Origin of the sequence: Vitreoscilla massiliensis, assembly GCF_001457815.1 — a bacterium.
In the GTDB taxonomy this organism is placed as follows: Bacteria; Pseudomonadota; Gammaproteobacteria; order Burkholderiales; family Neisseriaceae; genus Vitreoscilla; species Vitreoscilla massiliensis.
This window is the reverse complement of sequence record NZ_LN898221.1, coordinates 177,814-204,576: the sequence shown is the minus strand read 5'-3', so window position 1 is coordinate 204,576 and position 26,763 is coordinate 177,814. Positions and strand designations below refer to the sequence as shown.

Here is a 26,763-nt window from a genome sequence, read left to right as displayed (position 1 = left end):
CTTTTGGATTCAAATGATCAATTTAAGGCTGTTTCAATCTGCGTTGATTGGAATGTGCCCACACCGTATAGCTGTCGGCCAGCAAGGCGCCGGTGAGGTTTTGTAAGTCTTCTTGCTTGACCTCGTTATTGCCTTGGTGCCCAAACAACACCACTTCATCGCCCATGCGTGCAGCGGGGATATCGGTCACATCGACCATTACCGTGTTCATGGAAATTTTGCCCAAAACAGGGGCTTTTTGTCCACGTATCAACACATAAGCCTTATTGCTAAAGGCTCGGCGGTAACCATCGGAATAACCAATGGGCAAATTGGCCAAACGCGATGCACGGCTTAAGGTGTGGGTTTGGTCATAGCCTACGGTTGAACCCTTGGGATAGGTATTGACCATGGTGACTTTGGTCTTGAAGGCGCTTAACACACGCTTATAACCTGGTAAACCAGCGATGCTGGGGTCGCCATAAATTACATTGCCCGGTCTGACCATGTCCAAATGGGCTTCAGGGACTTTGATGGTGGTGAATGAATTGGCAGTGTGTAAAATCAAATCTTCACGTTTTAACTTCCCTTGTTTGATGATGGTGCCACTTTGTTCTAAAAAAGTCTTTAAGTGTGCTCTGACATAGTTTTCATCTTCGACGGCGTAATGGGTCATGATGCCGACGGGTTTAAGATGGGGTAAATGGGTCATGGCCACAGCCTGCTTCATGCCTTTATTGTCACTCACATCCAAGCCATTTCTGTCAATGCCGCCTGAATTGAGGGCCAAGTGAAAATTCAAAAGTTGGTTTTGCTGTTGCAGCAATTTGGACATGGCTTGAGCCTGTTCGTAATTGCCCAATAATTCATCTATCTGCAAAGGCAAGGCATCGATGATTTCTTCATTGGTGGCTGCGCGCAAACGCATGATGCGGCCTGTAAACCCATGTTGGCGCACGATGGCGGCTTCGGCATTGCTGGTAATGCCGACACAAGGTGTTTGGGTTTCCAAAATGGCAGGCATCAGCAAATCAATACCCGCACCATAGGCATCGGCCTTCATCACCGCACACATTTGCGTTTGGGGCTGTAAGGTTTTTTGTAAGGTACGCAAATTGTCGGCAAAGGCCTGTCGGTCGATTTCCAACCATGCATTGGCAGCGGGTATTTTGGCGGCTTGAGCGATGGGTTGGTCTTGACCTGCCAATAAAGGGGCGGCATGGCTGGAGTGCAGCAAGGACATTCCCAGTGCAATGCCTAAAAGTGAAATTTTAAAATTATTGTGCACAATTCATCCTTTGTTAAATTAGCTTGTTATTCAATGTATATTTTTTGTTGTATCTGCGAATAAACGAAAATTTTTTGCAATTTTCTGATTCAGACTACGTCAAATTTGCTGGCTGTAGATTGAATAGTGGGCATATTGGTATGCGCAAAAGTAATGAATATTTAAAGGGATAAGCAGTGGGTATGGACCATAAAAGAAGCGGCCTGTAAACCCCATGCAAGGAGTTACAGGCCGCTTGGATTGCTGACGATCTTATTGTTGTTTCAATTTACGCTGATTCGAGTTGCCCCAGACGGTGTACAAATCGGCCAGCAATGCACCGTTGTATTCTTCCAAATCGGCTTGTTTCACTTCTTCTTTGCCTTGGCTGCCGTAGACCACGACTTCATCGCCAGATTTGATGTCAGGGAAGTCGGTGACGTCGACCATGGTGGTGTTCATTGATACTTTGCCTACCACTGGCACTTTGTGGCCATTGATGAGCACATAAGCCTTGTTGCTGAAGGCGCGGCGGTAGCCATCGGAATAGCCAAATGGCAAGTTGGCCAAGCGTGAGTCGCGGGTTAAGGTGTAGGTTTGGTCGTAACCGACGGTAGAGCCTTTCAAATAGCTGTTCACCACCGCCACTTGGGTTTTGAAGGCCATGGTTTTCTTGTATTGGGTGTAGCTTGGGATGCTGTCACCGTACAATACGCCGCCTGGGCGCACCATGTCCAAGCGCGCTTCGGGCACGGCCAAGGTGGTGAAGGAATTGGCGGTGTGCAAGGTCAAGTCTTCGCGTTTGAGTTTGGCAGTTTTGATCAGCCAATCGGTTTGTTCCAAGAAGATTTTCAAATGGTCGCGCACGTATTTTTCGTCTTCAACCGCGTAATGGGTCATGATGCCGACCATTTTCAAATTCGGCAGTTTGGACAATTCCACCGCTTGCTGTTTGCCTTTGGGTGTGACCATTTCCAAGCCATTGCGGTCCATTCCGCCTGCGTTCAAGGCCAAATGGTATTTTAAGGTGTGGTTACGCGATTTCATCAAGTTGGAGATGTTTTTCGCTTGTTCTAAGTTGCCGAACAATTCTTCCACACCCAAAGGCAAAGCATCCAAGATTTCATTGGTGGTGGCGGCGCGCAAACGGGCGATGCGGCCTTTATAACCGTGTTGGCGCACGATGGCGGCTTCTGAGTTGCTGGTGATGCCCACGCATTCAACATTGGTTTCAAGAATGGACGGCATTAACAAGTCTATGCTGTTGCCGTAAGCGTCGGCTTTCATCACCGCGCAGATTTTCGATTTGCCATCCAATTCTTTTTGCAAGGTGCGGATGTTGTCGGTAAACGCTTGTCTGTCGATTTCCAACCACGCATTCGCTTGCGGTACGCGCGCCAATTTGGCGGCAGGCTCGCCTTGGTCGGCCAATAAAGGCGCGGCGTGGCTGATGGCGGGCATGCCTATGGCCAAAGTCAGCATCAATGCCAATGATTTCATCTTGGTTTGCATGGTTTCTCCGTTCGTTTTCTCTTGATGTAATAATACCGCCATGTAGGCGGTACCAAGGGCGTGCCATAAGCCTAAACAGGTTTACAGGCCGCTTTAAAGCTTGGTGTTTCGATATTAGCTTAAGTTAGCCTGAATATGAAACACCAACTTGTCATTTTTTTATTGTGACTTTTTACTGCGACCTTACTTAGACGCTACTGCGCGCTTTTGCGCATACACAAATAATAATGCGCCGGCGATGATCATGGGCAGACTCAACCATTGTCCCATGGACAAGCCCAAACCGAGCAAACCCAGTTGTGCATCTGGTTCTCGCGCGAATTCAGCGATAAAGCGGAACGCACCATAACCCATCAAAAACAGCGCTGAGATTTGACCGACTGGACGCGGTTTCTTGGCAAACAGCCACAAAATCACAAACAACAACACGCCTTCCATGGCGAATTGGTAGAGCTGCGATGGATGGCGCGGCAACACGCCGTATTGGTTAAACCAAGCCAGCCATTGCGGATTGGTCGGTGCGATGGCCACGTCTTCGTAATTGGCTTGTTTGAAACCCATGGCCCAAAACGCATTGATGTCGGTGACACGGCCCCACAATTCGCCATTGATGAAGTTACCAATGCGGCCTGAAGCCAAACCTGCCGGCACCATCGGTGCGATAAAGTCGGTCACTTGGAAGAAAGTCAGTTTGTGGCGTTTGGCGTAAACCCACATCGCCAGCAATACCCCCAAGAAACCACCGTGAAACGACATGCCGCCTTCCCACACTTTGAAGATGGACAATGGGTGTTCCATGTATTGGGCAAAATTGTAAAACAACACATAGCCAACGCGGCCACCCAAAATCACCCCGACCACGCCATAAGTGAGCAAATCATCGAGCATTTCATTGGTGAACACGGTATTGCCTTGCTTGATGCGACGGCGACCGAGCCAAATAAACAACACAAAGGCAACGATGTAGCTCAAGGCATACCAGCGTATGGCCAAAGGCCCCAGTTGTAAGGCCACTGGGTCGAAATTCGGGTGCATCATCATGGTGTGAGAGCGCTTTCTTATGAATGAAGTGGCGCCATTCTAGCAAAGAACAGTGCAAAATTATGTTGGATGGAAATAATATAAATTTCAGTATTGACAGAAATTACAGTTTAAAATATGATTTATTCAACTTGCAGCAACAGCGTTTTGTGGAGAAAGCCATGAAAATAATCGTGTTTTATGATGATTTGTGTCCGATTTGCCGTACCGAGATGCACGCATTTGCATGGCAATATCCCAATGAGATTGAATTGGTGGCCTTGTCGACCGAATCTGAGCGCTTGCAACACTATGGCATCCGTACTGAAGACGCTTTGATGGCATTGCGCGTGGTTGATGAGCTGGGACACATCCACCAAGGTTTGGATGCGGTGCGCTTGTTATACCGCCGTTTTGGCAAACAGCGTTTGGCACAGCTAAGCATGTTACCGTTGCTTAAGCCTGTATTGGAATGGGCTTATCCCGTGTTTGTGCACCATCGCCACCGTGTGCCCGTTTGGCTGTTGGGTAAAAATGCCCGCTTGCACTGTGCCCAAGGCTATTGTCGCTGCGACTTAAACGAAAAATTGCAACACATACGGTCTTTGAAGCATTAATAGCCAGCGTGCTAATAACGATGAATTGTAGGTATCACCCATTTATTTAAGGAGAACGTCATGGCTTTAACCATATTTCATGATGATTTGTGCCCGATTTGCCGTACCGAGATGATGCAGATGTACCGCCAACATGCCGAACAAATGAATCTGATTGCCATTTCCACCCAAGCTGATATATTGGCGGCACATGACATCAAGCTCGAAGACGCGTTGACCTTGATGCATGTAATAGACGAACAAGGCAAGCTGCACATCGGTATGGAGGCAATACGGGTGATGTACCGTCGCTTGGGCAAGCCGAAAACTGCTTGGTTTACCAGTTTGCCGTTGCTGCGCAATTTTTTTGATGTCGCCTATCCAGTGTTTGCCCGCCATCGCTATCGCATGCCGGTATGGTTGCTGGGGCTCAATGTGAAAGACATCAAAGACGTGTGCCAAGACGGCTATTGCGAATTGTCTGTGCAACAAAAAGCGGCGCAAATCAGGAAACAAGACCATGAAAACCTCTGAACACATCCTCATCAGCGGCGGCACCGGTTTTATCGGACAGCATTTGATTCCTGTGTTGTTGCAACAAGGCCATCAAGTGACGGTATGGGGGCGCGACTTGGCCAAAATCCTAGCCGAGTTTGGCGATACCGTCACAGCGGTGAGCGATTTGGCCAATATCAAGCGGCCTGTAAACACCATCATCAACCTTGCCGGCGCCAATATTGGCACCAGTCGTTGGAGCGATGCCAATAAACAGCGCTTTATTGCCAGCCGTGTGCAGACCACACAGGCCTTGCTGGCGTGGGCCGAGCAACAGACCGCGCCGCCACAGCGTTTGATCAATGGCTCGGCCATAGGCTATTACGGCATAGACATAAGCAAGCAATGGCAACAGGTCTGCGATGAAACCAGCCCGTCGCAAACGGTGTTTATGTCGCAATTGTGCAGTTTGTGGGAGCAGGCTGCGGATGAGTTCGCCCGTATTGGCACAGAAGTGGTGAAGCTGCGCTTGGGGGTGGTGTTGGGGCAGGGCGGTGGTGTGTTAGCGGCGATGATGAAACCCATCCAATACCTGAAAGTGGGCAAAGTCGGTTCAGGTCGTCAACCGTTGGTGTGGGTGCACATAGACGATGTGGTGGCGGTGGTGTTGTGGCTGTTGCAACAACAGCGTTGGCATAGCGATGTTTACAACGTGGTGGCGCCGCAAATCACCAGCCAAGGCGATTTTGTCAACAGCGCCTGTCAAGTTTTGCACAGCAGCGCACCGCTGCGTTTGCCTGCCAGCATCATGCGTTTGATGATGGGCGAGCAGAGCGATTTGGTGTTAAACGGCCAAAAAGTTGCCCCGAAAAACCTGCTTGAGCACGGCTATGTGTTCCAATACCCAGAATTAAACGCGGCCTTGCAAGATTTATTACACTCTCGCAAACCAGTATGCAGCAAACGCGGCGTTGTTTCAGGCAGTTAACGATGGCTTGAGTAGGTGAATGCGGTGGTATAAAAGCGGCCTGTAAACCTTTCTATTGGGTTTACAGGCCGCTTTTGTGCATATTTGCTATCTAAACTTGTTGCAATAGCCTGCGTGCGCCGCTGAGCCGCGGGGTGGGTATGTAGGGTGATTGGGTTCTCATCATGCTGTACTAGGTGAGTGGAGAAGAGCATACAGACCGGAACAAACAGGGTGTAGCCAGCAAATATAAGCAATCACAAGATTTAATTAAACATCAGTCAGCAGCATGGAATATGCAGATAAAGTCCTTATCCATAATATTACTCATACTTTAATTAACATAACGCATTTATAATTTTGTTATTTTCCAAAATTGAAAACAAAAAAGCCGACTGAAGTCGGCTTTAATAATCAAACACTTAAAAATCAGTTAATACCGTATTTATCCCGATAAGCCTGAACAGCCACCAAGTAAGTTTGCAAAGTCGCATCATCAGATAACATCGCCAACAAGTCGTGCAAATTGGCAATAGACACCACCGGCAAGCCGTATTGTTGTTCCACTTCTTGTACCGCTGAGGTTTCGCCCGTGCCTTTTTCCATGCGGTCCAAAGCAATCACCACACCAGCAGGGGTGGCGCCTTCGGCTTCGATGAGTTTCACCGATTCGCGCACCGAAGTGCCGGCAGAAATCACGTCATCAATGATCAACACGCGGCCTTGTACCGGTGCGCCAACCAACACGCCGCCTTCACCGTGGTCTTTGGCTTCTTTGCGGTTGTAGGCAATCGGTACGTTCACGCCTTTTTCGGCCAAGGCCATGCTGGTGGCTGCTGCCAAAATAATGCCTTTGTAAGCAGGGCCAAACAACATGTCAAACTCGACGCCGCTGGCGATGATGGCATCGGCGTAAAAACGCGACAATTGCAAAATGCCATTGCCGTCGTTAAACAAACCAGCATTGAAGAAATAAGAAGAAGGGCGGCCGGCTTTGGTGATGAATTCACCAAACTTCAAAACCTCTTGCTCGAGTGCGAATTTGAGAAACTGTTGACGAAAATCTGACATGAATAATCCTTAATCGGTACAATGTGGCTTACATTACGGCTTGAGCCGTTCAATTTTTGCGTATTGTACCCGAGGAAGCCCGTGTTTAGAATCATCAGCGCCAACGTCAACGGCATTCGTTCTGCCGCATCAAAAGGTTTTATTGAATACATTCAAAAGAGTAATGCCGATATCGTCTGCGTACAAGAATTAAAAGCACGCGAAGACAAACTCACCGATGAATTGAAAAAACCGAATGGCATGCACGGTGTGTGGCATTGTGCCGAAAAAGCCGGATACAGCGGCGTCGCCATTTACAGCAAGGCCACACCCGACCGGGTGCAATACGGTCTGGGTTTGGAAGAATTCGACAATGAAGGCCGCTATATCCGCGCCGATTTCGACGACAAAAACCTCAGCGTCGTTTCTTTATACCTGCCTTCAGGCACCAGCGCCGAAGAACGCCAAGCGTATAAATACCAATTTTTAGATGCGTTCTTGCCAGTATTGCAAGACTTGTTGGCCGAAGGCCGCCACATCGTCGTGTGTGGTGATTGGAACATCGCCCACAACAACATCGACTTGAAAAACTGGAAAGGCAATCAGAAAAATTCTGGTTTCTTGCCTGAAGAACGCGCATGGTTGACCAAATTATTGGAGCAAGTCGGTTGGGTCGATACTTGGCGCAAGCTCTATCCGGAAAACCCAGGCTACACTTGGTGGAGCAACCGCGGCCAAGCCTATGCCAAAGACGTGGGTTGGCGCATTGATTACCACATGACCACCCCAAGCCTGTACGCCTTGGCGCGCGAAGCGCATGTGTACAAAGACGAAAAATTCTCCGACCATGCGCCGTTGGTGGTCGATTACGAACTGTAAATGCAATGAACCTGCGCGAGCGCGAGGACTTGCATTTGTTGTTGTTGCGCGATGCGGACGTCCGGCAGCGCATGTGGCTAGACCGCTGGGAAGTGAGCTATCCGCAAGTGGTGACGGCGCAGTTTGCTGCAGCAAATGGTTTACCTGAACAATCGCGCCAGTTACAGGCCGCTATTGATAGCGCTTCCGCAGAATCGCCCTTATTTGTGGTCGCGCACGGCGCTGCTTGCGCCGCGTTTTGCGCATGGTTGTTTGACAGCAGTGTGTTACAACAAAAGCGCATCAAGGGCGTGATGTTGGTGGCGCCGCTGTTTTTGCAGTGGCAAAACGATGCTGAAAACACCTTACAACGCGCTCGCGCGTCGTTTCCCACCGCTGTGGTCATCGGCGCCGATGATGCGGCCTGTAAACTTGAGCAAGCGCAGCACATCGCCGCCCAGCTCGGCGGCAAAGCCTTGCAAAGCCCACACACTGGCCATTTGGACAACGACTTATTCGGTTGGCAATGGGGAATGAAGCTGATGCAAGAAATGATTTTGGCCTAGGCTGAGCTGCCTATGGCCAGCTCATGCGAGTCGTGGCTAACATTGTGGTGTAACGCTTTTCCCGCGAGCGTACAGGCCGAGGTGCCGGATGTGTGTCAGCGTTTGCAAGCGACGTTGCGCGCCCATCCCCGTAAAAGTAGCATCGACAGTTTTCAAATCAGCCTCGCAAGTGCTTGCCTCAACATCCCTGAACGCGTGTATTTCTTTGCATCTCCTCTTAAATATCTTGCTAATAAACATCTTGCTGGCGACGTTGATACCGATGCTGAACGCGCCATTCTCGCCTGTATGTACAACCGCCACCACAATGGCCATGTGCGCGAACACGCATTGCGTTTGTTATTGCAACAGACTATGCCCGATTTTGCCATACCGCATCTGCTGCGTTTGGCTGGCGAGTATGTGGCGGCGATTGTGTATCTGTTGGCACCGCTGTTGAACAATGCGGTTTATGCGCAAGCATGGACGGGTTTTCTGGCTGAAAATCCGCGTTTTTACCAGCAAACGCAAAGCCATTTGCTCAGCTATTGGAATGCATATTACCGCCAGTAACAACCTGATTTTCAGCGCTATATTGGTGGACAAGTGGCGGCACGTTTGCGTTAACTTTATGGGGCGCACTCAGCATAAGCTTATAGACTGTGTTGCATGCTTACAGGCCGCATTTGTGTAGCCATATGCGGCCTGTAAGCATAGCCGCACTGCCTTTCAGCCCTCGCAAACAGTCGTTTGCAAACATCTTGTTGGAAGCAGTAGCAGGCTGAGTTTACAGTGGCAACTGAGTGTTCAAGCTAAAGGTGACATCATGGGCTTCACGATGTTAATGGTGTTGGTGGTGCTGCTGTTGCTGACGGCGGCCGTGTTGATGTTTTATCAAGGTCGCCGCATAGGGCGGTTTTACCGTGAATTTGAGCGGCGGGCAACGGCCACAGCCGGTGTGGTGGTGGAAGTGCAGTGGCACAATTCTGATGCAGAGCGGCGCGACCAACAATACCATCGCGGAGCGGCGTTTACCGTGGTTGAATTTCGCCTGCCCAATGGCACTGTCATGCGCTCGCGCACCCATACCGGCATGAATCCAGCGCCGGTCAAAGTCGGCGACACCGTACAAATTTTGTACGACCCACACACGCCCAGCCACATGGAATTGCAACAGCGCGGTGGCCGCGCCTTGATGGCGCCGCTGTATTACACCTTGGCCGCAGGTTTTGCAATGTTTGCGTTGCTGGCCTTATTGCTGTGGGTCTTGCTTAAAGTGGTGATGCGCATCCCGATTTAGTTTACAGGCCGCTTAATAGATGAAATATGCGGCCTGTAAATATCCCTTAAGCACACAATAACACCCCAGCCAACAGCAGCAGCACACTCGCAATCACACGGTTCACCACACGCTGTTTGCTGAGCAGACAGCGCCGCACCCGCGCTTGCGACAAAGCCACCGCCACCCACGCAAACCACAGCAAGTGTGCCAACGACATCAGCCCACCATAAACGAGCAATTGCCACAGTGCGCTGTTTGCACGCACGACTTGGCTGTACACACTCAACACAAACAGCGTGGTTTTTGGATTCAAGGCATTGGAAACCAAGCCATTTTTAAACGCTGCCCACGTCGATTTACTGTGGCTGTTATCAGTGTCGCTGTCAGGCAACAGCGGCGGCTGTCGCCATGTTTGCCACGCAATATAGGCCAAATACAGCGCGCCCACTGTTTGCACCACTTGCATCAACATCGGCGTGTTCTGCAGCAACAGCCCAACACCGAGCACAGCATAGGCCACATGCAGCCAAATCGCCACCGCGATGCCAACGGCAGTACTCACGCCGGCCATGCGTCCGTACACATAACTGTTGCGGCTGACCATGGCAAAATCTGCCCCCGGACTCACCACCGCCAATAGCGTTACCGCCAACACCACATAAAACTCCTGCATCATACTTTCCTTATGCTCAATCAAAATAGGCTTAAACACGATTTTGTGTGAAAATACTCGGGGTGAATAGCGAATATTGGTCGCATAAAGTTGAGCATATGGAAAGTATTGATAAATTGCCGTGGCAGGCGCTGAAATTTTTTTACCACGTCGCGCGCTTGGGGCGTTTGGACGCCGCCGCCGAGTGTTTGCATGTCACCGCCGGCGCGGTGAGCAAGCAAATCAAAGGCTTGGAAGCGGCGGTGGGCACGGCTTTGTTTGTCAAACAAGGGCGGTATTTGGTGTTGAATGTGGCAGGGCAACACTTGTATGGCGCATGCGAGGTGCAATACCGCGCCTTGCAACAAGCGCTGCTGCACATCAAACAGCAAGACAGCGATTTGCGCGTGTCGTGTGAGCCAACGCTGGCGATGAAGTGGTTGATACCGCGTTTGCCAGAGTTCAAACGCCGCCATCCACAGTGGAATGTGGTGATTTTGGCCGCGGGTGGGGCGGTGGATTTTGCTGGGCAACATGTGGATGTGGCGATACGGCGCAACGATTTTGCTTGGCCCAAGCATGTGCAGGCACACAAATTGGCGGATGAGTACATGGCACCGGTGAGCCGAACGGGCGAACACAAAGCGTTGCGCCTGCACAGCAACAGCCGCGCCAGCGCTTGGAAGACATGGTTGGCACAGCAACATGAGCAAAATGCCGAAGTCGCGGATGCTTATGCCGCGATGCCCAGTACCACGTTTGAACATTTTTATCTGGCGATACAGGCCGCTATCGCCGGTATGGGCACCGCCATGGCATCGCTCTTTATGGTGGCCGATGAACTAGACCAACATATTTTACAGGCCGAGCAGCCTTTTACGGCCGACGGTTCTAGCTATTACTTGCTCAGCAGCAACGACATCAGCACGCACACCAAAACTGCCGAGTTTGGTGCGTGGTTGCGGGAGGAGATGGGAGAGACGCTGACGTATGCTTTTAAAATGAAGCTTGTGCGTAAAGTATAGTCAGTAGCAGTCAAACCTTTACAGAAAGAGAAAACAAGAATATGCCTAAATTTACATGCCTTTGCGGTTATATTATGAACCTCTCTGAACTCTGGAGCGATTCTGAATCAGTGGTAATCTCAGAAAAAAATATTGCTGCCATTCTGGATGGAATCGAACAAAATGAAAAATTTCCTAATACAAATAAAACATCAGTTGAACTTTTGAATGAGGGATTAATTGAGTTCGGTACGAATTTATATTCTTGCCCAAAATGCGATAGGATTTACATAGACTCAGGAGATGGAACATTTATATCCTATGCCCGAGAGAATATTTGACTGGAATGCAGAGGTAAGATACAAATTGTTGATAATTACCAACAGTTAAACACTTACAGGCCGCATTCAGCGGCCTGTAAGTGTTTGCAACTGTATGAATTGCATGTCATCCATGCGTAAAACAGAGGCTATGCTTTGCTGCGCTCTTGCTGTAACACGCGTTGGCGGCGGGTTTCGCTTAAGACCATGCCAGAGCTGACCGATACGTTTAGGCTTTCGACTGTGCCGAACATGGGAATCGACACCAGTGCATCGCAATGTTCGCGCGTTAAGCGGCGCATGCCGTCGCCTTCGTTGCCCATCACCCACGCCACCGCTTGCGGCACATCGTAATGGTACAAATCGGCGTCGCCATCCATGGCAGTGCCGACAATCCAAATATTCTCGTCTTTCAATTGGCGCATGGTGCGGGCCAAATTGGTGACGGTGATGTAAGGCACGACTTCGGCGGCGCCACAAGCGACTTTGCTGACGGTGGCATTGAGACCTGCCGATTTGTCTTTCGGTGCAATCACCGCATGCACGCCCATGGCATCGGCCACACGCAAACACGCACCCAAATTGTGCGGGTCGGTAATGCCGTCCAAAATCAACAAGAACGGCGGCTCATTCAGATTTTCCAACACATCGTCCAAATCGACATGGTTTTTCGATGCGTCGATAAAGCCGACCACGCCTTGGTGGCGCGCGTGTTTGCTCAAGGTATTGAGTCTGTCCATGTCGGCCAAAATCACACGCACGTTTTCCGCGCCAGCTTTGTCGAGCACATCGCGCATGCGCGCATCTTGTTTGCCATCTAAGACATACAATTCGGTGATGGATTTGGGGTTTTGCCACAAGCGGGCATTGACGGCGTGAAAGCCAAAAATCAGGCGCGTATTGGCCATGGGTGTTTCCTTTTATCGTTACAGGCCGCATGTTAGCACAGACGGCGCGGCAGGTCGCAGCCAGTTTGTCTGTTCATTTGGCGCAATAGTGTGTGTGCACGCCTGTGTTATCATGGCTTAATGATGATGAAATTGCAGCCAAGGGAGTGGAGATGACGCAAAAAGTAATGGTGTGGGACGTGTTCGTACGCGTGTTTCATTGGGCTTTGGTCGGCCTGATTGCCGCCAATTTGTTTTTTACCGCCAAGGGTGAAACCGTGCACGAGTATGTCGGCTACAGCGCCGTGGCTTTGGTGGTTTTGCGCATTGTTTGGGGCTTTGTTGGCAGCAAATACGCGCGCTTCAGCGACTTTTTCCCCACTCCGAAGCGAATCAAAGCGCATTTGTGTGCCTTGGTAAAACGCGAAAAAGAAGACTATTTGGGACACAATGCCTTGGGCGCGCTGATGATTTTTGCCTTAATCGCGGTGATTTTGGGCTTGGGCTTCAGCGGTTGGGCGCAAACCATAGACTCGCCGTATTACATGGAAGACTGGCCAGAAAACGTGCATGAAACCTTGGTGACTGTGTTACAAATCTTGGTGGCCTTGCATGTGTTGGCGGTGATTGTGATGAGCATCATCACCAAATCGGATTTGGTCGGGGCGATGTTTACGGGGCGTAAGAAGGTGAAATAAAGACCTCAAAATAGCTCAAAGAATGGAATTAAAGCGGCCTGTAAATTTGTTACAGGCCGCTTTTACATATTTATATACAGTGTTTATACACAGTGGCTGACTTGTTCAAGCAGACGTTCAAGTGCAAGCCCAATGTATTCGCTGTGTTGCAGTAACTGGCTCATTTAAAACCATTGCAACAACCCTCACACCGCCTTGCGATACGGCAAACGCATGTCGACGCGAAAGATGTCGCCTTGTTTGCTGCTGCGCACGGTGGCATCGGCGTCGTACATCAAGGTGAGGCGGTCGGACAGGTTGGCCAGTGCCATTTGGTTGCCTTGGCGTTTCTTGGTTTTGTTGCTTTCTTCTGGCAAGGGGTTGTCGATGCGGATGTAAATCCAGTCTTGGCGCTTGATGATGCTGATGCTGATTTCACCGGGGCGGTGTGATGGTTCTATGCCATGGTATACCGCGTTTTCCAATAAAGGCTGCAACAATAAATGTGGCACTTCCGCTTGCTCAGGCGCATCGACATACCACATAGACTGCAAACGCTGATGGCCCATGCGTATGGTTTCGATGGCCAAATAGCCTTGTGCCAACTCGATTTCGCGCCCCAAAGTGCTGGCTTGATTGCCGTCTTTTAATTGCGCTCGAAACAAATCGGCCAAGTTTTCCAACACCATTTCCGCTTCGGCTGGGCGCGAGCGCACCAAGGCAATGGCGGCGTTCAAGCTGTTGAACAAGAAATGCGGGCGGATGCGCGCGGTCAAGGCGGCCAACTTGGCCTCGCTTAAAGCAGGGGACAAGGCGCGTTGCAAAATGGCGTGGTAATGCATAAAGCCCCATACATATACCGAAATCAAAATCATGTCGGCAAACCACGCCTCGCTTGGAAACTGAAACAAGATGGCGCAAAACAGATAAGACGCCATGGTGATGGCCCAAGCCATGACCGTATCATAAGCATGGTTGAGCACAAACCGCATGCACAAGAGCAACACCGTCAAAGTGATGATGACGAAGGGCGCTACCCACGCCGCCAAAGTCACCGCTTGCGTGTAATAATCTTGCTGGTTATCGGCACTGAGCAGCGGCAAAAGCAGCAGCAAAATCGACACCGAAACAAACACACGCAAAATAAGACTCAAATTTCTGAAGTCAGGCACTGCAAATAGGGTCATAGGTTGGCGTATAATGGCCATTTTTAGCTAAACTTTCGCAGGATAAACAGCATGCATGATAACAAAACTTGGTCAGGTCGTTTCAATGAACCCGTATCAGAGTTGGTGAAAAAATACACCGGTTCGATTGATTTTGACAAACGCTTGGCCAAATGGGACATCGACGGCTCATTGGCGCATGCCGAAATGCTCAAACGTGTGGGCGTGCTGTCTGAGCAAGATTTGGCAGCCATCCAACAAGGCATGGCCGAAATCATTGAGGATATCAAATCTGGCAACATCGAATGGTCGTTGGATTTGGAAGACGTGCACATGAACATCGAGCGTCGCTTGACCGATAAAATCGGCGATGCGGGCAAGCGCTTGCACACCGGTCGTTCGCGCAACGACCAAGTGGCGACCGACATCCGTTTGTGGTTGCGCGATGAAATCACCATCATTCAAGACTTGATTAAGGCCTTACAAGCGTCTTTATTGGATTTGGCCGAACAAAACGTCGATGTGGTAATGCCAGGTTTCACCCATTTGCAAGTGGCGCAACCAGTAAGCTTTGGCCACCACATGCTTGCTTATGTGGAAATGTTGGGTCGCGACTTTGAACGCATGGTCGATTGCCGCAAGCGTGTGAACCGCATGCCTTTGGGCGCAGCGGCTTTGGCCGGCACCACTTACCCCATCGACCGCAGCATTACCGCCGAATTGTTGGGCTTTGAACAAATTTGCCAAAACTCATTGGACGCCGTGTCTGACCGCGATTTTGCGATTGAGTTTACCGCCGCCGCCAGCTTGGTGATGGTGCATTTGTCGCGTTTGTCGGAAGAATTGATTTTGTGGATGAGCCCACGCGTGGGCTTTATCGACATCGCCGACCGCTTCTGCACCGGTTCTTCCATCATGCCGCAAAAGAAAAACCCCGACGTACCAGAACTCGTGCGCGGCAAAACCGGCCGTGTGGTCGGCCATTTGATGGGCATGATTGTGTTGATGAAATCACAACCTTTGGCTTACAACAAAGACAACCAAGAAGACAAAGAGCCGTTGTTTGACACCGTAGATACTTTGGTCGACACCTTGCGCATTTACGCCGACATGATGCGCGGCGTGACCGTCAAAGCCGACAATATGCGCGCTGCCGTGATGCAAGGCTTTGCGATGGCGACCGACTTGGCCGACTATTTGGTCAAAAAAGGCATGCCTTTCCGCGACAGCCACGAAGTGGTGGCCCGCGCCGTGCGCTTTGCCGACGACAAAGGCGTGGACTTGAGCGAATTGGCGTTTGCCGATTTGGCTCAATTCAGCGACTTGATTGCCGAAGACGTGTTTGAACACCTGACCCCAGAAGGTGCGTTGAACGCCCGTAACCACATCGGCGGCACCGCACCGGTACAAGTGCGCACCCAAATCGCCCGTTGGCGTGAGGTGATTGCTTAAGGTTTTGTAAGCAATCTCAGTGATTAAAAAGCGGCCTGTAACAGTTTACAGGCCGCTTTGTTATGGGTTTGTATTCATTGGGCATTGTTGCTATGCTGAAGCCTTTGTTACATAAGGGCATAAGCACATGCACACAGGGTTTATAGGCATAGTCGGCATTGTGATAATATTAAATACAGCGGCTTGTGCGGTAGTCCCTGAGCGTTTAAACCTTGTTCAAACCCATGCTGTTGAGAACCCTATGGCTAGCGGGCAAACTGCTCAAGCGCAAATCACCTACTCATTTGAACATTATCCATTACCGCCGATACCCAGTAGCATGCAAAACAGTGCCGAAGTGCAGCAATGGCGATTGTCTGCCATCGCATTGAGCAAGTTTCGCACCCCTTATCGGGTAGAAAATCAAGCGGGGCGTTTGTACATCAGTGTGGGAAACACGCAGCCTCAATCTTATCCAGTCGCCAATGGTCAGTTGATTTTTAACAATCGGGGTGAATGGGGCGCACAATTGTATTTCCAAGCAAATGGTTCCTCAAATCCACCTTTAAAAATCAAAGAAGCGCAATATGGCAATTTCAAAAAGATTTGACTCTCGATGGCAAACTGTATTTCTTAGAAGCAAGCATGCACTTGGATGGCTACGAAGGTGGTTTGTTTGAATTAACCAGCACCGAGCAAGGATATGATTATCAAGAAGTATTGCACATCAAAGACAGCGCCCCAGTGGACGTGGTGTCTTATCAAGGAGCGTGGTACATCATCTGCAACAACAGCTTGTATGTGGTAAAAGACGGCGTAGGACAGCGCTATTTTTACTTTTTCTACAACCGCATGGAACCGAATTCGATTGCCGTTTTGGACGAGGAACATATTTGGGTGGGCACGAATAACAGCGGTATCGCCAAATTCAATTTAAAAAGCCAAGGCATGAAGTTTTATTTGGATAAGCACCAAGCAAACAAATCCAGCACTTAAAATGATGAAAAGCGGCCTGTAAATGTTACAGGCCGCTTATGTATGCTGATTTGCATTTCAAACAATGAAACCATTTTGATAACAACAAACTGTTACTCCATTAGCCACCACAATGTAGTGCTACACTTTCCATATCCCAAAACACCGCTGTTGACATCTTACGAGAACTGGCGAACTGGCAGCTTAAACAAGCATAAAAATATTTCAGAATCGGCTGTAAATATGTGAATGTATGGTTAAATCATCTTTTAATCTTCATTTTTGCATTGTATTATCTAAATTATTTTAAAATTTACTGCATAAATTCACTATTTGAGCGGCAGTCGGCGCTATAATAGCGCACCGACAGTCATCATCAGTGTGACGTCACTTCATCAACAAGAGAAACATGTAGCAAGGGTATTAAAATGAGCGAACAAGCAATCGTCATTGGCGCAGGGATGGTGGGTGTGTCTGTGGCCTGGCATTTGCAACAGCAGGGCATGCAAGTGACTTTGATCGACCGCAAACAGCCGGGCGAGGAAACCTCTTACGGCAATGCCGGTTTAATCCAGCGTGAAGCGGTGTTTCCACATGCGTTTCCACGCGATGTGAAAGACATCTTCAAAGTCATACCCAATCACAATTTGGACATCCGCTACCGTCCTGCTGCTTTGTGGCATTTTAAACATCCGTTGATGCAATACTGGTATTACTCAGATCCAAAACGCTTCAAAACCGTGGTGGATGAGTGGTCGACACTGATAGCACATTGCACCGAAACCCACGATGAAATGATGCAAGCGGCGCATGCCGAGCATTTGGTGCGCAAAACCGGCTGGCTGCAATTGCACCGCACCACCGAAACCTATGCCAAAGCCATTGCCGAAGCGGAATTGGCGCGCTCTTATGGCGTGCAATCGCGTTTGGTCAATATGGATGAAGTGCGTGAAATGGAACCGGATTTGAACACGTCGTTGTTCGTCGGTGGTATCCATTGGCAAAACACTTGGAAAGTCACCAATCCTGGCGCTTTGGTCAAAGCCTATGCGGAAAACTTTGTTGCTGCAGGCGGCGAGTTCAAACAATGCCAAATGTACAATATGCAACAAGAAAATGGCGAATGGCAGGTGAATACCGACCAAGGCCGTTTGAGCGCCAAACACTTGGTGGTGGCCACCGGCCCTTGGTCTGCCGATGTGTTAAAAGGCTTGGGCTACGATTACCCATTGTTCCCGATGCGCGGCTACCACAAGCATTACCACATTGCCGACGGCAAGGTATTGAACCACAGCGTGCTCGATTATGATTGCGGCTATGTTATCGGCCCGAAAGCGGCCGGCATCCGCATCACCACCGGTGCGGAATTCACCTTCCAAAATGCGCCAGCTGATGAGCGCCAATTGGACGATGTGGAGAAAAAAGCACGTGAATACCTGCCTTTGACCACAGCAGTCGAAGACAAAGCATGGATAGGCCATCGCCCTTGCATGCCCGACATGAAACCGGTCATCGGCCCTGCGCACAAACACAGCAATTTGTGGTTTGCCTTCGGCCATGCCCACCAAGGCTTTACCTTAGGCCCTGCCACTGGCAAACTGTTGTCACAAATGATGTTAGGCCACGCAACCTATGTGAATCCACAACCGTTCGCGGCCAACCGTTTTGAGAAATAATGCTTGTACAAGCTAAATAAGCATGAAAAGCGGCCTGTAAACGATTTACAGGCCGCTTTTGTATGGATGAGGCCTCTAAAACAGTGTAGTGGTTAAGCACTTAAGCAGACTTACCCGTTAACAGTTTTAAGCCCCCGACCACGGTCAAAACGCCGCCCAAACCCAATAAAAACATCGCTATCGAACGGGTTAACACATCGCCTTGATTATTGCTCGCGATGGCTGCTGCCGCCTCTTGTGCGCTTTGCGCTTGCGTGGCGATGGCAAGATTGTTGGCATTGCTGTCTGGCAGGGCAAATTTCAAGAGCAAGCCCACGATAAGCAACAGCAAACCCATTAGGAAGATGTTCTTGTGTTTGCGCATGCGTGTTTCTTTAATCATGGCGATGGAGGTTTGAGTGTATTAGGGATGGTTTAAGTCAAAATCCATGTGCTTGACCAGCAATGGCTGTGAAATAGGGCGCAATGCGGTCTTACTGGTTTTTTATTTTGGTTGGGCAGCGCTGTTATTGCTCCAATACCAACTGCTGCAAATCTTGTCCCAAATCGCGCTGTAGCCACTGCGCATGAAAACCATAAGCACGCGGGCCGGTTTCATCGCAGCGTTGGGTATCGCCAATAAACAAAATCTGCTCTTTGGGCACTTGCAATTGCTGTTCTACCGCCGCATACATCGCCGCTTCCGGCTTGGCATGGCCGACTTCATAGCTGAGCAAAGAAGCATCGACATCGGGTAACAAACGCCGCACGTCTTCGCCATACGCGTGCGCCAGATTGCTGCATATTGCGGTTTTGACTTGCAGCTGTTTTAAGCGCTGCAATACCGTCAACACTTCGGGAAACAAGGCCAGATGGGCGCGTTCTTCGGCCAACATCGCCTGTATCTGTGGCCACAAATGTTCAAGCTGCAACTGGCGCAATAAATCTGGCAAGGCGATGTTTTGGGTCAAACATGCGTGTTTAAAACCTTGTTCGCTGTGCCAGTGGTGGCGCAACAAAGCATAGGGGTTGCGCTTGACCGGATAGTGGATGACGGTTCCAAAGGCATCAAACACCACCGCAGCAATGGTTTGCTCTTGCCATATCAACATATTGCGTCCTTGATGATGCGGCCTGTAAACACGCTGGCAATGCGAAACTACGCCATGAGTATATGAACAGAGTTTACAGGCCGCTGAGTACTGGAGAGGCTTGGTGTATGAGATTGATGCGTAAGATGGTTTATCCCATCATCAGCTTATTCGGTTTGCTTTAATGCAAACACCAAGCCCGTGTTCAGATGACCCCTAAAAACGCCGGCGCCAGCGCTGCCACCAATTTGCAATCCAAACCCTCGGCTTGCATTTTCAATTTCAGCCACACAAACGCGCCTTTCTTGATGCTCCAATAATCGCTGTGCGCCACACCACCGCTCATGCAATGTTCCCAAATTTCGCCCAGCCACGGCTGGTGTCCGACCACCAGCAATGGCTGTTTGTGCTGTGCCAACAACAGCGGCAAAATATCGCTGCTGTTGCAAGTGGGGTTCAAGGCGGCCTGTACGCTGCTGGGGCGGTTTAAAAAAGCGGCGGTTTGGATGCTGCGGCTGGCTTCTGAGGTCCAAACCAGCGTGTTTTTGGCCAGATGCAGATTCAAAAACTCAGCCATTTCCTTGGCTTGCTGGCTGCCTTTGCGCGTGAGTTGGCGTTCCAAATCGGGACTGCCGTCGCGGGCTTCGGCATGGCGCCATAAAATCAAATCCATGATTGCTCCAAATTGGGGGTTTGCGTTGCCTTGTTTGCATGGGCATAATGCGCGTCATGAAACCTTTAGATACTTGGCTGACGCTCGAAAACGGCTTCAGTTTAGATGATAACACGGCTTATCTTGCCGACATATTACAGGCCATCCCGCTGACTTTGGCCTTGAAAGCCAAATGCCCACAATTCTCGGTAGAATTGCTGCATTTGGGACACAGTGTTGTGGCAAATGATGAACAGGTTTACATTGCCACAGAGCAGGGCTACAGTAGGGAAGTGGGTTTGTGTTTGCAGCAGCAGACGGTGGTTTGGGCGCGCAGCGTCTGCGCTGGCGATGATGCGGCTTGGCATGAAATCATGGACTGTGGCACCCAGCCTTTGGGCATGCGCTTGTATGAATTGCCGCTCAGGCGCACTGAGTTTGAATTTGCCTATTTGAGCCCAGAGCATCCGGCCAATCCCTGCGATGAAATCATTGTGTCGCGGCGCTCGTGTTTTTATTTACAGGCCGCGCCTTTATTGCTGATTGAAAGCTTTTTACCCACATTAAAACCACATGATGAATGACACACAAAAAATGAATTGGCAGCAAAAACTGCAGGTATATGGCCGCTTGATGCGGGTGGAAAAACCGATAGGCACCTTATTGCTGTTGTGGCCGACGTATTGGGCTTTGTTAATCGCCTCCGATGGCAGCCCTGATTGGCTGATGGTGTTGGTGTTTACCTTGGGCACGTTTTTGATGCGCAGCGCCGGCTGTGTCGTCAACGATTTTGCCGACCGTGACATTGATGGCGCGGTGGCGCGCACCAAAGGTCGACCGTTTGCAATGGGGCAGGTGAGCAAGAAAGAGGCTTTGTTGTTGACGGCGGGGCTGTGTTTGGTGTCGCTGTTGTGTTTGTTGCCACTGAATACCTTGACGTGGTGGATGAGTTTGCCAGCAGTGTTTTTGGCGGTGACCTATCCATTTACCAAACGCTTTTTCCCGATTCCGCAACTGTATTTGGGTTTTGCGTTTTCGTTTGGCGTGCCGATGGCGTTTGCCGCCGAAACCAATGCCGTACCAGCATTGGCATGGCTGATATTCAGCGCCAATGTGATGTGGACCATTGCTTACGACACCTGTTATGCGATGGCAGACAAAGAAGACGATTTGAAATTGGGCAACATCAAAACCTCAGCGATTACCTTTGGTGAGCAAGACGTCAATGCGGTGATGTTGTGCCATGCGGTGTTTATTGTGTTGATGGCCATCGTTGGCTGGGACATAGACGCCACTTGGCCGTATTGGTTGTCTTTGTTGATTGCGGTGGCCATGCAATGCTGGCAATACACGCAAATCAAAGGCCGTGACCGTCAAAAATGCTTTGAAATCTTTTTGAAAAATAACCGCATTGGTTGGGTGATTTGCTTGGGTTTAATCTTGCATTATTGGTGGTCGTGATAGCGGTTTTTTGCCCTAAAGTCAACATTGTCGCGGCGCCATTAACCGCGTAAAATCCGACACGCATCGTAAAGAAAGTGGAAAAAAATGGTAATGAATGTGATAGGCGAAATCTTGCCTCTCGACCACATCGTCTTGGATTTACCGGTTAGCAGTAAAAAACGCTTGTTTGAACAAATTGGCTTGTTGATCGAAAACAAAGCCGAAATGGCCAGAAGTGACGTGTTTGAATGTCTGTTTGCGCGTGAAAAATTGGGTACAACCGCCTTGGGTCAAGGCGTGGCCATCCCGCATGGTCGCTATGCCGGCCTGAAACGCCCGATTGGCGCTTTCATCCGCACCGCTGAGCCCATCGGTTTTGATGCCCCTGACGGCAAGCCTGTGAACTTGATTTTCGCTTTGTTGGTGCCAGAAGGCTCTAACAGTGTGCATTTGGAAGTGTTGTCACATTTGGCCAGTCGTTTCTCATCCAAAGTGGTGCGCGAACAATTGTTGCAAGCCACTGACAAACAAGCGGTTCAAAACATCTTAATGTCAGAATAACGGAGTTACCATGCCCAGTATTTCAGTGCGACGCCTCTATCAAGACAATCAAAGCAAACTCAAATTGGCTTGGGCGGCAGGCACTGCGGGCATAGACAACCGCATCAGCATCGAAGCCGACAAGCCTTTATTGGCTTTGGTAGGCCATCTGAACTTCATCCATCCGAATCAAGTGCAGGTCTTGGGTTCTGCCGAAGTCAAATACCTGAATGATTTGGAAGCCAGTAAAATTCGCACCAGTTTGAACGAATTGTTTGGCAAGACCATCGCCGTGGTCATCGTCGCCAACGATTTGGCGGTGCCGTTTTTACTGCGCGATTATTGCCACACCCACAACGTGCCTTTATTGACGTCCAAATTGGAAAGCCCGTATTTGATGGACGTGTTGCGGATTTATTTGCAACGCGCCTTGGCTGCGTCGACGGTGATGCATGGGGTATTTTTGGATGTGTTCGAGGTCGGCGTGTTGCTGATGGGCAAATCCGGCTTGGGCAAAAGCGAATTGGCTTTGGAGCTGATTTCACGCGGTCATGGTTTGGTCGCCGATGATGCGGTGGAGATTTACCGCATTGGCCCCGAAACCTTGGAAGGGCGTTGTCCGCCGGTATTGCGCGACTTTTTAGAAGTGCGCGGCTTGGGTGTGCTGAACATCCGTGCCATCTTTGGTGAAACCGCCATCCGTCCGAAAAAACCGTTGAAACTGATCATCAATTTGGTCAGCGCCGACGATCAATTGATGCAAAGCTTGGACAGACTCAGCATCCAGTCTGAAAAGCAAGACATCTTGAATGTGCACATCCGCAAAGTCAGCATCCCTGTGGCAGCTGGCCGCAACTTGGCGGTATTGGTGGAAGCCGCGGTACGCAATTTCATCTTGCAAAGCCGTGGCTTGGACAGCACCAAGCAATTCATCGAACGCCACACTCAAGTCTTAAAAGAGGATCAGTTAAACGATGAGAGTCATTCTGATTAGTGGTTTGTCCGGTTCGGGTAAGTCTGTTGCGCTGAAATTGATGGAAGATTTGGGCTTTTTTTGCGTCGACAATTTGCCGTTGGAATTGTTGCCGCAATTGGTGACTTTGTACCAAGCCAAGCCCGGCATCACCGATTTGGCCGTGTGTTTGGACATGCGCACCCGCATCAGCCAACAGTATTTCTTGCCCATGCTCGATGCCATTCAGCACTCGGTAGGGCAATTTGATGTGTTGTTTTTGGAAGCACAAGAGCACGAATTACTGCACCGCTTTTCCGAAACCCGTCGCCGCCATCCGCTCACCAATGACAATTGCACTTTGGAAGAAGCCTTAACGTATGAGCGTGAATGGCTGATGCCGTTGCGCGAGCGTTCACATGTCATTGATACAACCTTATTGACCACGCCCAAGTTGCGCCAATACATCACCGCATGGGTCGGTTTGCCCAATCGCAACTTGCAAATCGTGTTTGAATCGTTTGGTTTCAAACACGGCATGCCCAGCGATGCCGATTTTATGTTTGACGTGCGCAGCCTGCCCAATCCGCATTATGAAAAAGACTTGCGCCGTTTAACCGGCATAGACGAGCCGATACAGCGCTATTTCTCTGGCTATCCGCAAGTGCAAGAGATGATAGACGACATCGCGACTTTTTTACACAAATGGCTGCCCAGCATAGACATGGAAAACCGCAGTTATGTAACGGTGGCCATCGGCTGTACTGGTGGCCAACACCGCTCGGTCTACATAGTGGAAGCCTTGGCGCAAATCTTTCAAGACCGTGATGTGCTCATACGGCACCGACAATTGTAATCCGTTCGATGGCCGCCGCTCAGTTCAGGTATAATAGCCCGTTTTGATACGAAAGCAGTCTTATGGCAATCCAATGGTTTCCAGGACACATGAACAAGGCCAAGAAAGCCATTGGCGATCGCATGAAATCGGTCGACATGGTCATAGAGGTTTTGGACGCTAGATGCCCCGGTTCCAGCGCCAATCCCTTGTTGGAAAGCTTGTCTGGTCGCAAACCCAAACTGAAAATTCTGAACAAACGCGATTTGGCCGATGATGCGCGCACGCAATTGTGGCTCGATTATTACAGCGGCCAAAGCCAAACCCAAGCCATCGCCTTGGATGCATCTGAGCGCGGCAATGCAGTCAAACTCATCAATGCCTCGCGCCAGTTGGTGCCCAACCGTGGCGGCATCGAAAAACCGCTGCGGGTGTTGATTTGTGGCATTCCCAACGTTGGCAAATCGACCTTAATCAACAGCATGTTGGGCAAAAAATCCGCCAAAACCGGCAATGAGCCTGGCATTACCAAGGCCGAGCAGCGCTTGTTCTTGGCCGACGATTTCTGGTTGTACGACACCCCTGGGATGTTGTGGCCGAAAATCATCGTGCCCGAAGGTGGCTACAATTTGGCCGCCAGTGGCGCAGTTGGTCGCAATGCCTTGGACGAAGAAGAAGTCAGTTTGGAATTGTTGAAATACCTCAGTCACAATTATTTTGACTTGCTTACAGGCCGCTATCAATTGGATTATGAGCACGATGAAATGGCAACGTGGCGTGAAGAGCAATGGTTGGAAGCCATTGCCCGCAAGCGTGGCACCATTTTAAGTGGCGGTCGCATCGACTACCAAAAAGCGGCAGAAATCGTATTAACCGATTTTCGCAGTGGCCAAATCGGCAACATCACCTTGGAATTGCCGAACGAGTGGACCAAATGGTTGGCGGCGGCGCGGGTGTTTGAAGCGCAATTGCGTGAAGAACGGGCGCAAAAACAATTGGACCGCAAGAAATGACTGTGTCTGCCGAATGCCTGATTGAAGCCTTGTTGCTGACGCAAAACCGCGCTATGTCGGAACGCGAATTGCGTCAACACACAGAACCGGCGTTGTCACAAGCGCAATTGGATGTGGTGATGGCGGTATTAGAACAGCGTTGGCGCGAGCGTGGTTTGGCCTTGAGCAAGACTGCCGAAGGTTGGCGTTTTCATGCTGTGGCCGAAGTGACCGAACGTTTGGAACATTTACAGGCCGATAAGCCACCGCGTTATTCACGTGCGGTGATGGAAACCTTGGCCATCATTGCCTACCAGCAACCGGTCACCCGTGGCGATATTGAAGCCATACGCGGCGTGACCGTGTCGACGCAAGTGATACAAACGCTGCAAGAGCGCGGTTGGATAGAAAGCATAGGCCACAGAGAAACGCTGGGCCGGCCTGTATTGTGGGCGACCACGCCACAGTTTTTGGCCGATTTACAATTGCAAGACTTGGGCGATTTACCACCTTTAACCGAATTGGGCAGTTTAATTCTGCCCGAAATCAGCAACCCTGCCGCAATCCCTGCCGCAGAAGAACCTCAAACCGAGTGTTAGGAGAACAATATGGGCAAACCTGCCTTAACCAAGCGCCAAATGCGCGACGGCATCAGCAAAACCAGCAAACGCAAACCCGCCAAACTCAGCCACAGCAAGAGTGCACGTTTGGAAAAAGAACGCGAACAGCAAGAGCGTTATGAACGCGCAGAGCGCAAAGACCGCGGCGAACAAGGCCGTGGCAAAGCCGCTGGCCAAAGTTCACAACGCAACGAACGTGTTACAGGCCGCCATGAACAAAGCCAAGAGCGCCCACAACGCGGTACAACCAATCCACAACGTGGTGCAGAAGGCGAAGCACGCACTGAGCGTCGCCAACCGAAAGTGCGCGCGACCCGTGCCAAAAAATTGGCAGTGCGCCAACCGAATCAAGAAATTCAAGAAAAAGTGCGCTTTTTCCGTGAAAAACGCGTCGACAGCAGCAATATCGAACCTGCGCGCATCCAAAAAGCCTTGGCCGCTTCTGGCGTGGGTTCACGCCGTGAAATGGAGCAGTGGATTTTGCAAGGCTCGGTGAAAATCAATGGCAAAGTGGCGCAATTGGGCGACAAAGTCGGCCCAAGCGACCACGTTGAAGTGCGCGGCAGCCACATCAAACTCAAATGGCCAGACCGTTTGCCACGCATCTTGTTGTATTACAAACAAGAGGGCGAAATCGTCAGCCGTGACGACCCACAAGGCCGTACCACCATTTTCGATCGCTTGCCACAAGCGGCTTCCAGCCGTTGGGTTGCCATCGGTCGTTTGGACGTCAACACCAGTGGTTTGCTGATTTTGACCACCTCAGGTGCGTTGGTAAACCGTTTTGCCCACCCTAGCTTTGAAGTGGAACGCGAATACGCGGTGCGCGTATTGGGCGAAGTGAGCACCGATCAAATGAAAGAATTGACCGAAGGCGTGGAATTGGAAGACGGTTTTGCCAAAGTCGAACGCATGTTCGAGCAAGGCGGCGAGGGCGTGAACAAATGGTATAACGTGGTGTTGAAAGAAGGCCGCAACCGCGAGGTGCGCCGTTTGTTTGAATACTTGGGCTTGACCGTCAGCCGTTTGGTGCGCGTGCGCTTTGGCCCGATTGGTTTGCCAGCACGTTTGAAACGCGGCAGCTTCTACGAGTTGAACGAGTTTGAAGTCGCCAACATCATGCGCTGGTCTGGCTTGGGCGTACCGGGTGACAAACAAGTGCGTGAAACTACCAAATAAGCAGTCATACACTGTGTTGCCATGATATAAAGCGGCCTGTAAACCATTTTTATGGCTTACAGGCCGCTTTCATAAGGCTTTTGCGATTCGGTTAACACACCAGCGCGCAGATGCCACAGCA

The 26,763-nt window shown here is 50.2% G+C and carries 32 protein-coding genes; 22 read left to right on the top strand and 10 right to left on the bottom strand.

From position 1 onward, the window contains the following. Positions 1–22: 22 nt before the first annotated feature. The 3 genes from alr (BN3003_RS12560) to lgt all read right to left on the bottom strand — a co-directional run bounded on the left by alr (BN3003_RS12560) (position 23) and on the right by lgt (position 3,799). Positions 23–1,267: an alanine racemase gene (gene alr / locus BN3003_RS12560; protein WP_267886136.1), complete on the bottom strand. Its 1,245-nt coding sequence runs from the start codon at positions 1,265–1,267 to the stop codon at positions 23–25. 252 nt (positions 1,268–1,519) lie between these two features. Further along, the gene (alr, locus tag BN3003_RS12555; protein ID WP_082625734.1) at positions 1,520–2,758 is read right to left on the bottom strand and encodes an alanine racemase; all 1,239 of its coding nucleotides are present in this window, start codon (positions 2,756–2,758) and stop codon (positions 1,520–1,522) included. A 183-nt stretch (positions 2,759–2,941) separates the two neighbouring features. Further along, on the bottom strand, positions 2,942–3,799 hold the full coding sequence (gene lgt, locus BN3003_RS12550) for a prolipoprotein diacylglyceryl transferase (protein ID WP_058357014.1): 858 nt from the start codon (positions 3,797–3,799) through the stop codon (positions 2,942–2,944). A gap of 161 nt (positions 3,800–3,960) precedes the next feature. Between lgt and BN3003_RS12545 the strand changes: the two genes are divergently transcribed. From BN3003_RS12545 to BN3003_RS12535, 3 genes are read left to right on the top strand one after another with little or no spacing between them, the layout of a single operon-like run. After that, positions 3,961–4,395 carry a thiol-disulfide oxidoreductase DCC family protein gene (locus BN3003_RS12545; RefSeq protein ID WP_159061445.1) on the top strand — a complete coding sequence of 145 codons (435 nt, stop codon included), beginning with the start codon at positions 3,961–3,963 and terminating at the stop codon, positions 4,393–4,395. Positions 4,396–4,455: 60 nt separating this feature from the next. Continuing rightward, a complete protein-coding gene (locus BN3003_RS12540; protein WP_058357012.1) occupies positions 4,456–4,908 on the top strand; it encodes a thiol-disulfide oxidoreductase DCC family protein in 453 nt (150 codons plus the stop codon). After that, a complete protein-coding gene (locus BN3003_RS12535; RefSeq protein WP_058357011.1) occupies positions 4,895–5,857 on the top strand; it encodes a TIGR01777 family oxidoreductase in 963 nt (320 codons plus the stop codon). The genes BN3003_RS12540 and BN3003_RS12535 overlap by 14 nt, the downstream gene beginning before the upstream one ends. A gap of 408 nt (positions 5,858–6,265) precedes the next feature. Here the strand turns inward: BN3003_RS12535 and pyrE are convergent, their stop codons facing one another. After that, entirely contained in the window at positions 6,266–6,907 is a 642-nt protein-coding gene (gene pyrE, locus BN3003_RS12530; RefSeq protein WP_058357010.1) for an orotate phosphoribosyltransferase, read from the bottom strand. A gap of 81 nt (positions 6,908–6,988) precedes the next feature. Here pyrE and BN3003_RS12525 point away from each other — a divergent pair, with 81 nt between their 5' ends. The 4 genes from BN3003_RS12525 to BN3003_RS12510 all read left to right on the top strand — a co-directional run bounded on the left by BN3003_RS12525 (position 6,989) and on the right by BN3003_RS12510 (position 9,589). Further along, complete coding sequence (locus BN3003_RS12525; RefSeq protein ID WP_058357009.1) at positions 6,989–7,765, top strand: exodeoxyribonuclease III; 777 nt, start codon at positions 6,989–6,991, stop codon at positions 7,763–7,765. A 5-nt stretch (positions 7,766–7,770) separates the two neighbouring features. Beyond that, complete coding sequence (locus BN3003_RS12520; RefSeq protein WP_058357008.1) at positions 7,771–8,310, top strand: alpha/beta hydrolase; 540 nt, start codon at positions 7,771–7,773, stop codon at positions 8,308–8,310. Between the two features lie 12 nt (positions 8,311–8,322). Further along, positions 8,323–8,862, top strand: coding sequence for a hypothetical protein (locus tag BN3003_RS12515; protein ID WP_058357007.1), 540 nt, complete (start codon positions 8,323–8,325; stop codon positions 8,860–8,862). A gap of 253 nt (positions 8,863–9,115) precedes the next feature. After that, complete coding sequence (locus BN3003_RS12510) at positions 9,116–9,589, top strand: DUF3592 domain-containing protein (RefSeq protein WP_058357006.1); 474 nt, start codon at positions 9,116–9,118, stop codon at positions 9,587–9,589. A 46-nt stretch (positions 9,590–9,635) separates the two neighbouring features. Here BN3003_RS12510 and BN3003_RS12505 read toward each other — a convergent pair whose 3' ends face one another. Beyond that, positions 9,636–10,247 (bottom strand): LysE family translocator, encoded by a 612-nt coding sequence (locus BN3003_RS12505; protein ID WP_234333070.1) that lies wholly within the window; start codon positions 10,245–10,247, stop codon positions 9,636–9,638. Between the two features lie 95 nt (positions 10,248–10,342). On the opposite strand from BN3003_RS12505, the gene BN3003_RS12500 reads away from it, so the two are divergent. Next, on the top strand, positions 10,343–11,248 hold the full coding sequence (locus BN3003_RS12500; protein ID WP_058357004.1) for a LysR substrate-binding domain-containing protein: 906 nt from the start codon (positions 10,343–10,345) through the stop codon (positions 11,246–11,248). Between the two features lie 74 nt (positions 11,249–11,322). After that, on the top strand, positions 11,323–11,568 hold the full coding sequence (locus BN3003_RS12495) for a hypothetical protein (protein WP_147645433.1): 246 nt from the start codon (positions 11,323–11,325) through the stop codon (positions 11,566–11,568). Between the two features lie 128 nt (positions 11,569–11,696). Here the strand turns inward: BN3003_RS12495 and rlmB are convergent, their stop codons facing one another. Beyond that, a complete protein-coding gene (gene rlmB / locus BN3003_RS12490) occupies positions 11,697–12,455 on the bottom strand; it encodes a 23S rRNA (guanosine(2251)-2'-O)-methyltransferase RlmB (protein ID WP_058357002.1) in 759 nt (252 codons plus the stop codon). Between the two features lie 152 nt (positions 12,456–12,607). Here rlmB and BN3003_RS12485 point away from each other — a divergent pair, with 152 nt between their 5' ends. Continuing rightward, positions 12,608–13,132, top strand: coding sequence for a cytochrome b/b6 domain-containing protein (locus BN3003_RS12485; RefSeq protein ID WP_058357001.1), 525 nt, complete (start codon positions 12,608–12,610; stop codon positions 13,130–13,132). Positions 13,133–13,317: 185 nt separating this feature from the next. On the opposite strand, the gene BN3003_RS12480 is transcribed toward BN3003_RS12485, so the two are convergent. After that, positions 13,318–14,298 (bottom strand): sensor histidine kinase, encoded by a 981-nt coding sequence (locus BN3003_RS12480; protein WP_234333069.1) that lies wholly within the window; start codon positions 14,296–14,298, stop codon positions 13,318–13,320. Between the two features lie 51 nt (positions 14,299–14,349). Between BN3003_RS12480 and argH the strand changes: the two genes are divergently transcribed. The 4 genes from argH to BN3003_RS12460 all read left to right on the top strand — a co-directional run bounded on the left by argH (position 14,350) and on the right by BN3003_RS12460 (position 18,359). Further along, positions 14,350–15,729 (top strand): argininosuccinate lyase, encoded by a 1,380-nt coding sequence (argH, locus tag BN3003_RS12475; protein WP_058356999.1) that lies wholly within the window; start codon positions 14,350–14,352, stop codon positions 15,727–15,729. A 241-nt stretch (positions 15,730–15,970) separates the two neighbouring features. Continuing rightward, complete coding sequence (locus tag BN3003_RS12470; protein WP_058356998.1) at positions 15,971–16,318, top strand: hypothetical protein; 348 nt, start codon at positions 15,971–15,973, stop codon at positions 16,316–16,318. 35 nt (positions 16,319–16,353) lie between these two features. Further along, positions 16,354–16,704: a hypothetical protein gene (locus BN3003_RS12465; RefSeq protein WP_058356997.1), complete on the top strand. Its 351-nt coding sequence runs from the start codon at positions 16,354–16,356 to the stop codon at positions 16,702–16,704. Positions 16,705–17,111: 407 nt separating this feature from the next. Then, positions 17,112–18,359 (top strand): NAD(P)/FAD-dependent oxidoreductase, encoded by a 1,248-nt coding sequence (locus tag BN3003_RS12460; protein ID WP_058356996.1) that lies wholly within the window; start codon positions 17,112–17,114, stop codon positions 18,357–18,359. Positions 18,360–18,459: 100 nt separating this feature from the next. Here the strand turns inward: BN3003_RS12460 and BN3003_RS12455 are convergent, their stop codons facing one another. The 3 genes from BN3003_RS12455 to BN3003_RS12445 all read right to left on the bottom strand — a co-directional run bounded on the left by BN3003_RS12455 (position 18,460) and on the right by BN3003_RS12445 (position 20,102). After that, on the bottom strand, positions 18,460–18,723 hold the full coding sequence (locus BN3003_RS12455; RefSeq protein ID WP_058356995.1) for a hypothetical protein: 264 nt from the start codon (positions 18,721–18,723) through the stop codon (positions 18,460–18,462). A gap of 142 nt (positions 18,724–18,865) precedes the next feature. Continuing rightward, a complete protein-coding gene (locus BN3003_RS12450; protein ID WP_058356994.1) occupies positions 18,866–19,450 on the bottom strand; it encodes an HAD family hydrolase in 585 nt (194 codons plus the stop codon). A 184-nt stretch (positions 19,451–19,634) separates the two neighbouring features. Then, on the bottom strand, positions 19,635–20,102 hold the full coding sequence (locus BN3003_RS12445; RefSeq protein WP_058356993.1) for a SixA phosphatase family protein: 468 nt from the start codon (positions 20,100–20,102) through the stop codon (positions 19,635–19,637). 56 nt (positions 20,103–20,158) lie between these two features. Here BN3003_RS12445 and BN3003_RS12440 point away from each other — a divergent pair, with 56 nt between their 5' ends. The 8 genes from BN3003_RS12440 (at position 20,159) to BN3003_RS12405 (ending at position 26,642) form a co-directional block, all read left to right on the top strand. After that, positions 20,159–20,665 carry a chorismate--pyruvate lyase family protein gene (locus BN3003_RS12440; protein WP_058356992.1) on the top strand — a complete coding sequence of 169 codons (507 nt, stop codon included), beginning with the start codon at positions 20,159–20,161 and terminating at the stop codon, positions 20,663–20,665. Continuing rightward, positions 20,658–21,542, top strand: a complete 885-nt coding sequence (gene ubiA, locus BN3003_RS12435; protein WP_058358044.1) for a 4-hydroxybenzoate octaprenyltransferase — start codon at positions 20,658–20,660, stop codon at positions 21,540–21,542. The genes BN3003_RS12440 and ubiA overlap by 8 nt, the downstream gene beginning before the upstream one ends. Before the next feature lie 93 nt (positions 21,543–21,635). Continuing rightward, on the top strand, positions 21,636–22,085 hold the full coding sequence (locus tag BN3003_RS12430; protein ID WP_058356991.1) for a PTS sugar transporter subunit IIA: 450 nt from the start codon (positions 21,636–21,638) through the stop codon (positions 22,083–22,085). 10 nt (positions 22,086–22,095) lie between these two features. Continuing rightward, the gene (gene hprK, locus BN3003_RS12425) at positions 22,096–23,058 is read left to right on the top strand and encodes an HPr(Ser) kinase/phosphatase (protein ID WP_058356990.1); all 963 of its coding nucleotides are present in this window, start codon (positions 22,096–22,098) and stop codon (positions 23,056–23,058) included. Beyond that, the gene (gene rapZ, locus BN3003_RS12420) at positions 23,039–23,872 is read left to right on the top strand and encodes an RNase adapter RapZ (protein WP_058356989.1); all 834 of its coding nucleotides are present in this window, start codon (positions 23,039–23,041) and stop codon (positions 23,870–23,872) included. Before hprK ends, rapZ begins: the two co-directional genes overlap by 20 nt. 62 nt (positions 23,873–23,934) lie before the next feature. Continuing rightward, positions 23,935–24,864 carry a ribosome biogenesis GTPase YlqF gene (gene ylqF, locus BN3003_RS12415; RefSeq protein ID WP_058356988.1) on the top strand — a complete coding sequence of 310 codons (930 nt, stop codon included), beginning with the start codon at positions 23,935–23,937 and terminating at the stop codon, positions 24,862–24,864. Then, positions 24,861–25,442 (top strand): SMC-Scp complex subunit ScpB, encoded by a 582-nt coding sequence (gene scpB, locus BN3003_RS12410; RefSeq protein WP_058356987.1) that lies wholly within the window; start codon positions 24,861–24,863, stop codon positions 25,440–25,442. The genes ylqF and scpB overlap by 4 nt, the downstream gene beginning before the upstream one ends. Before the next feature lie 9 nt (positions 25,443–25,451). Next, positions 25,452–26,642: a pseudouridine synthase gene (locus BN3003_RS12405; RefSeq protein ID WP_058356986.1), complete on the top strand. Its 1,191-nt coding sequence runs from the start codon at positions 25,452–25,454 to the stop codon at positions 26,640–26,642. Positions 26,643–26,763 lie beyond the last annotated feature (121 nt).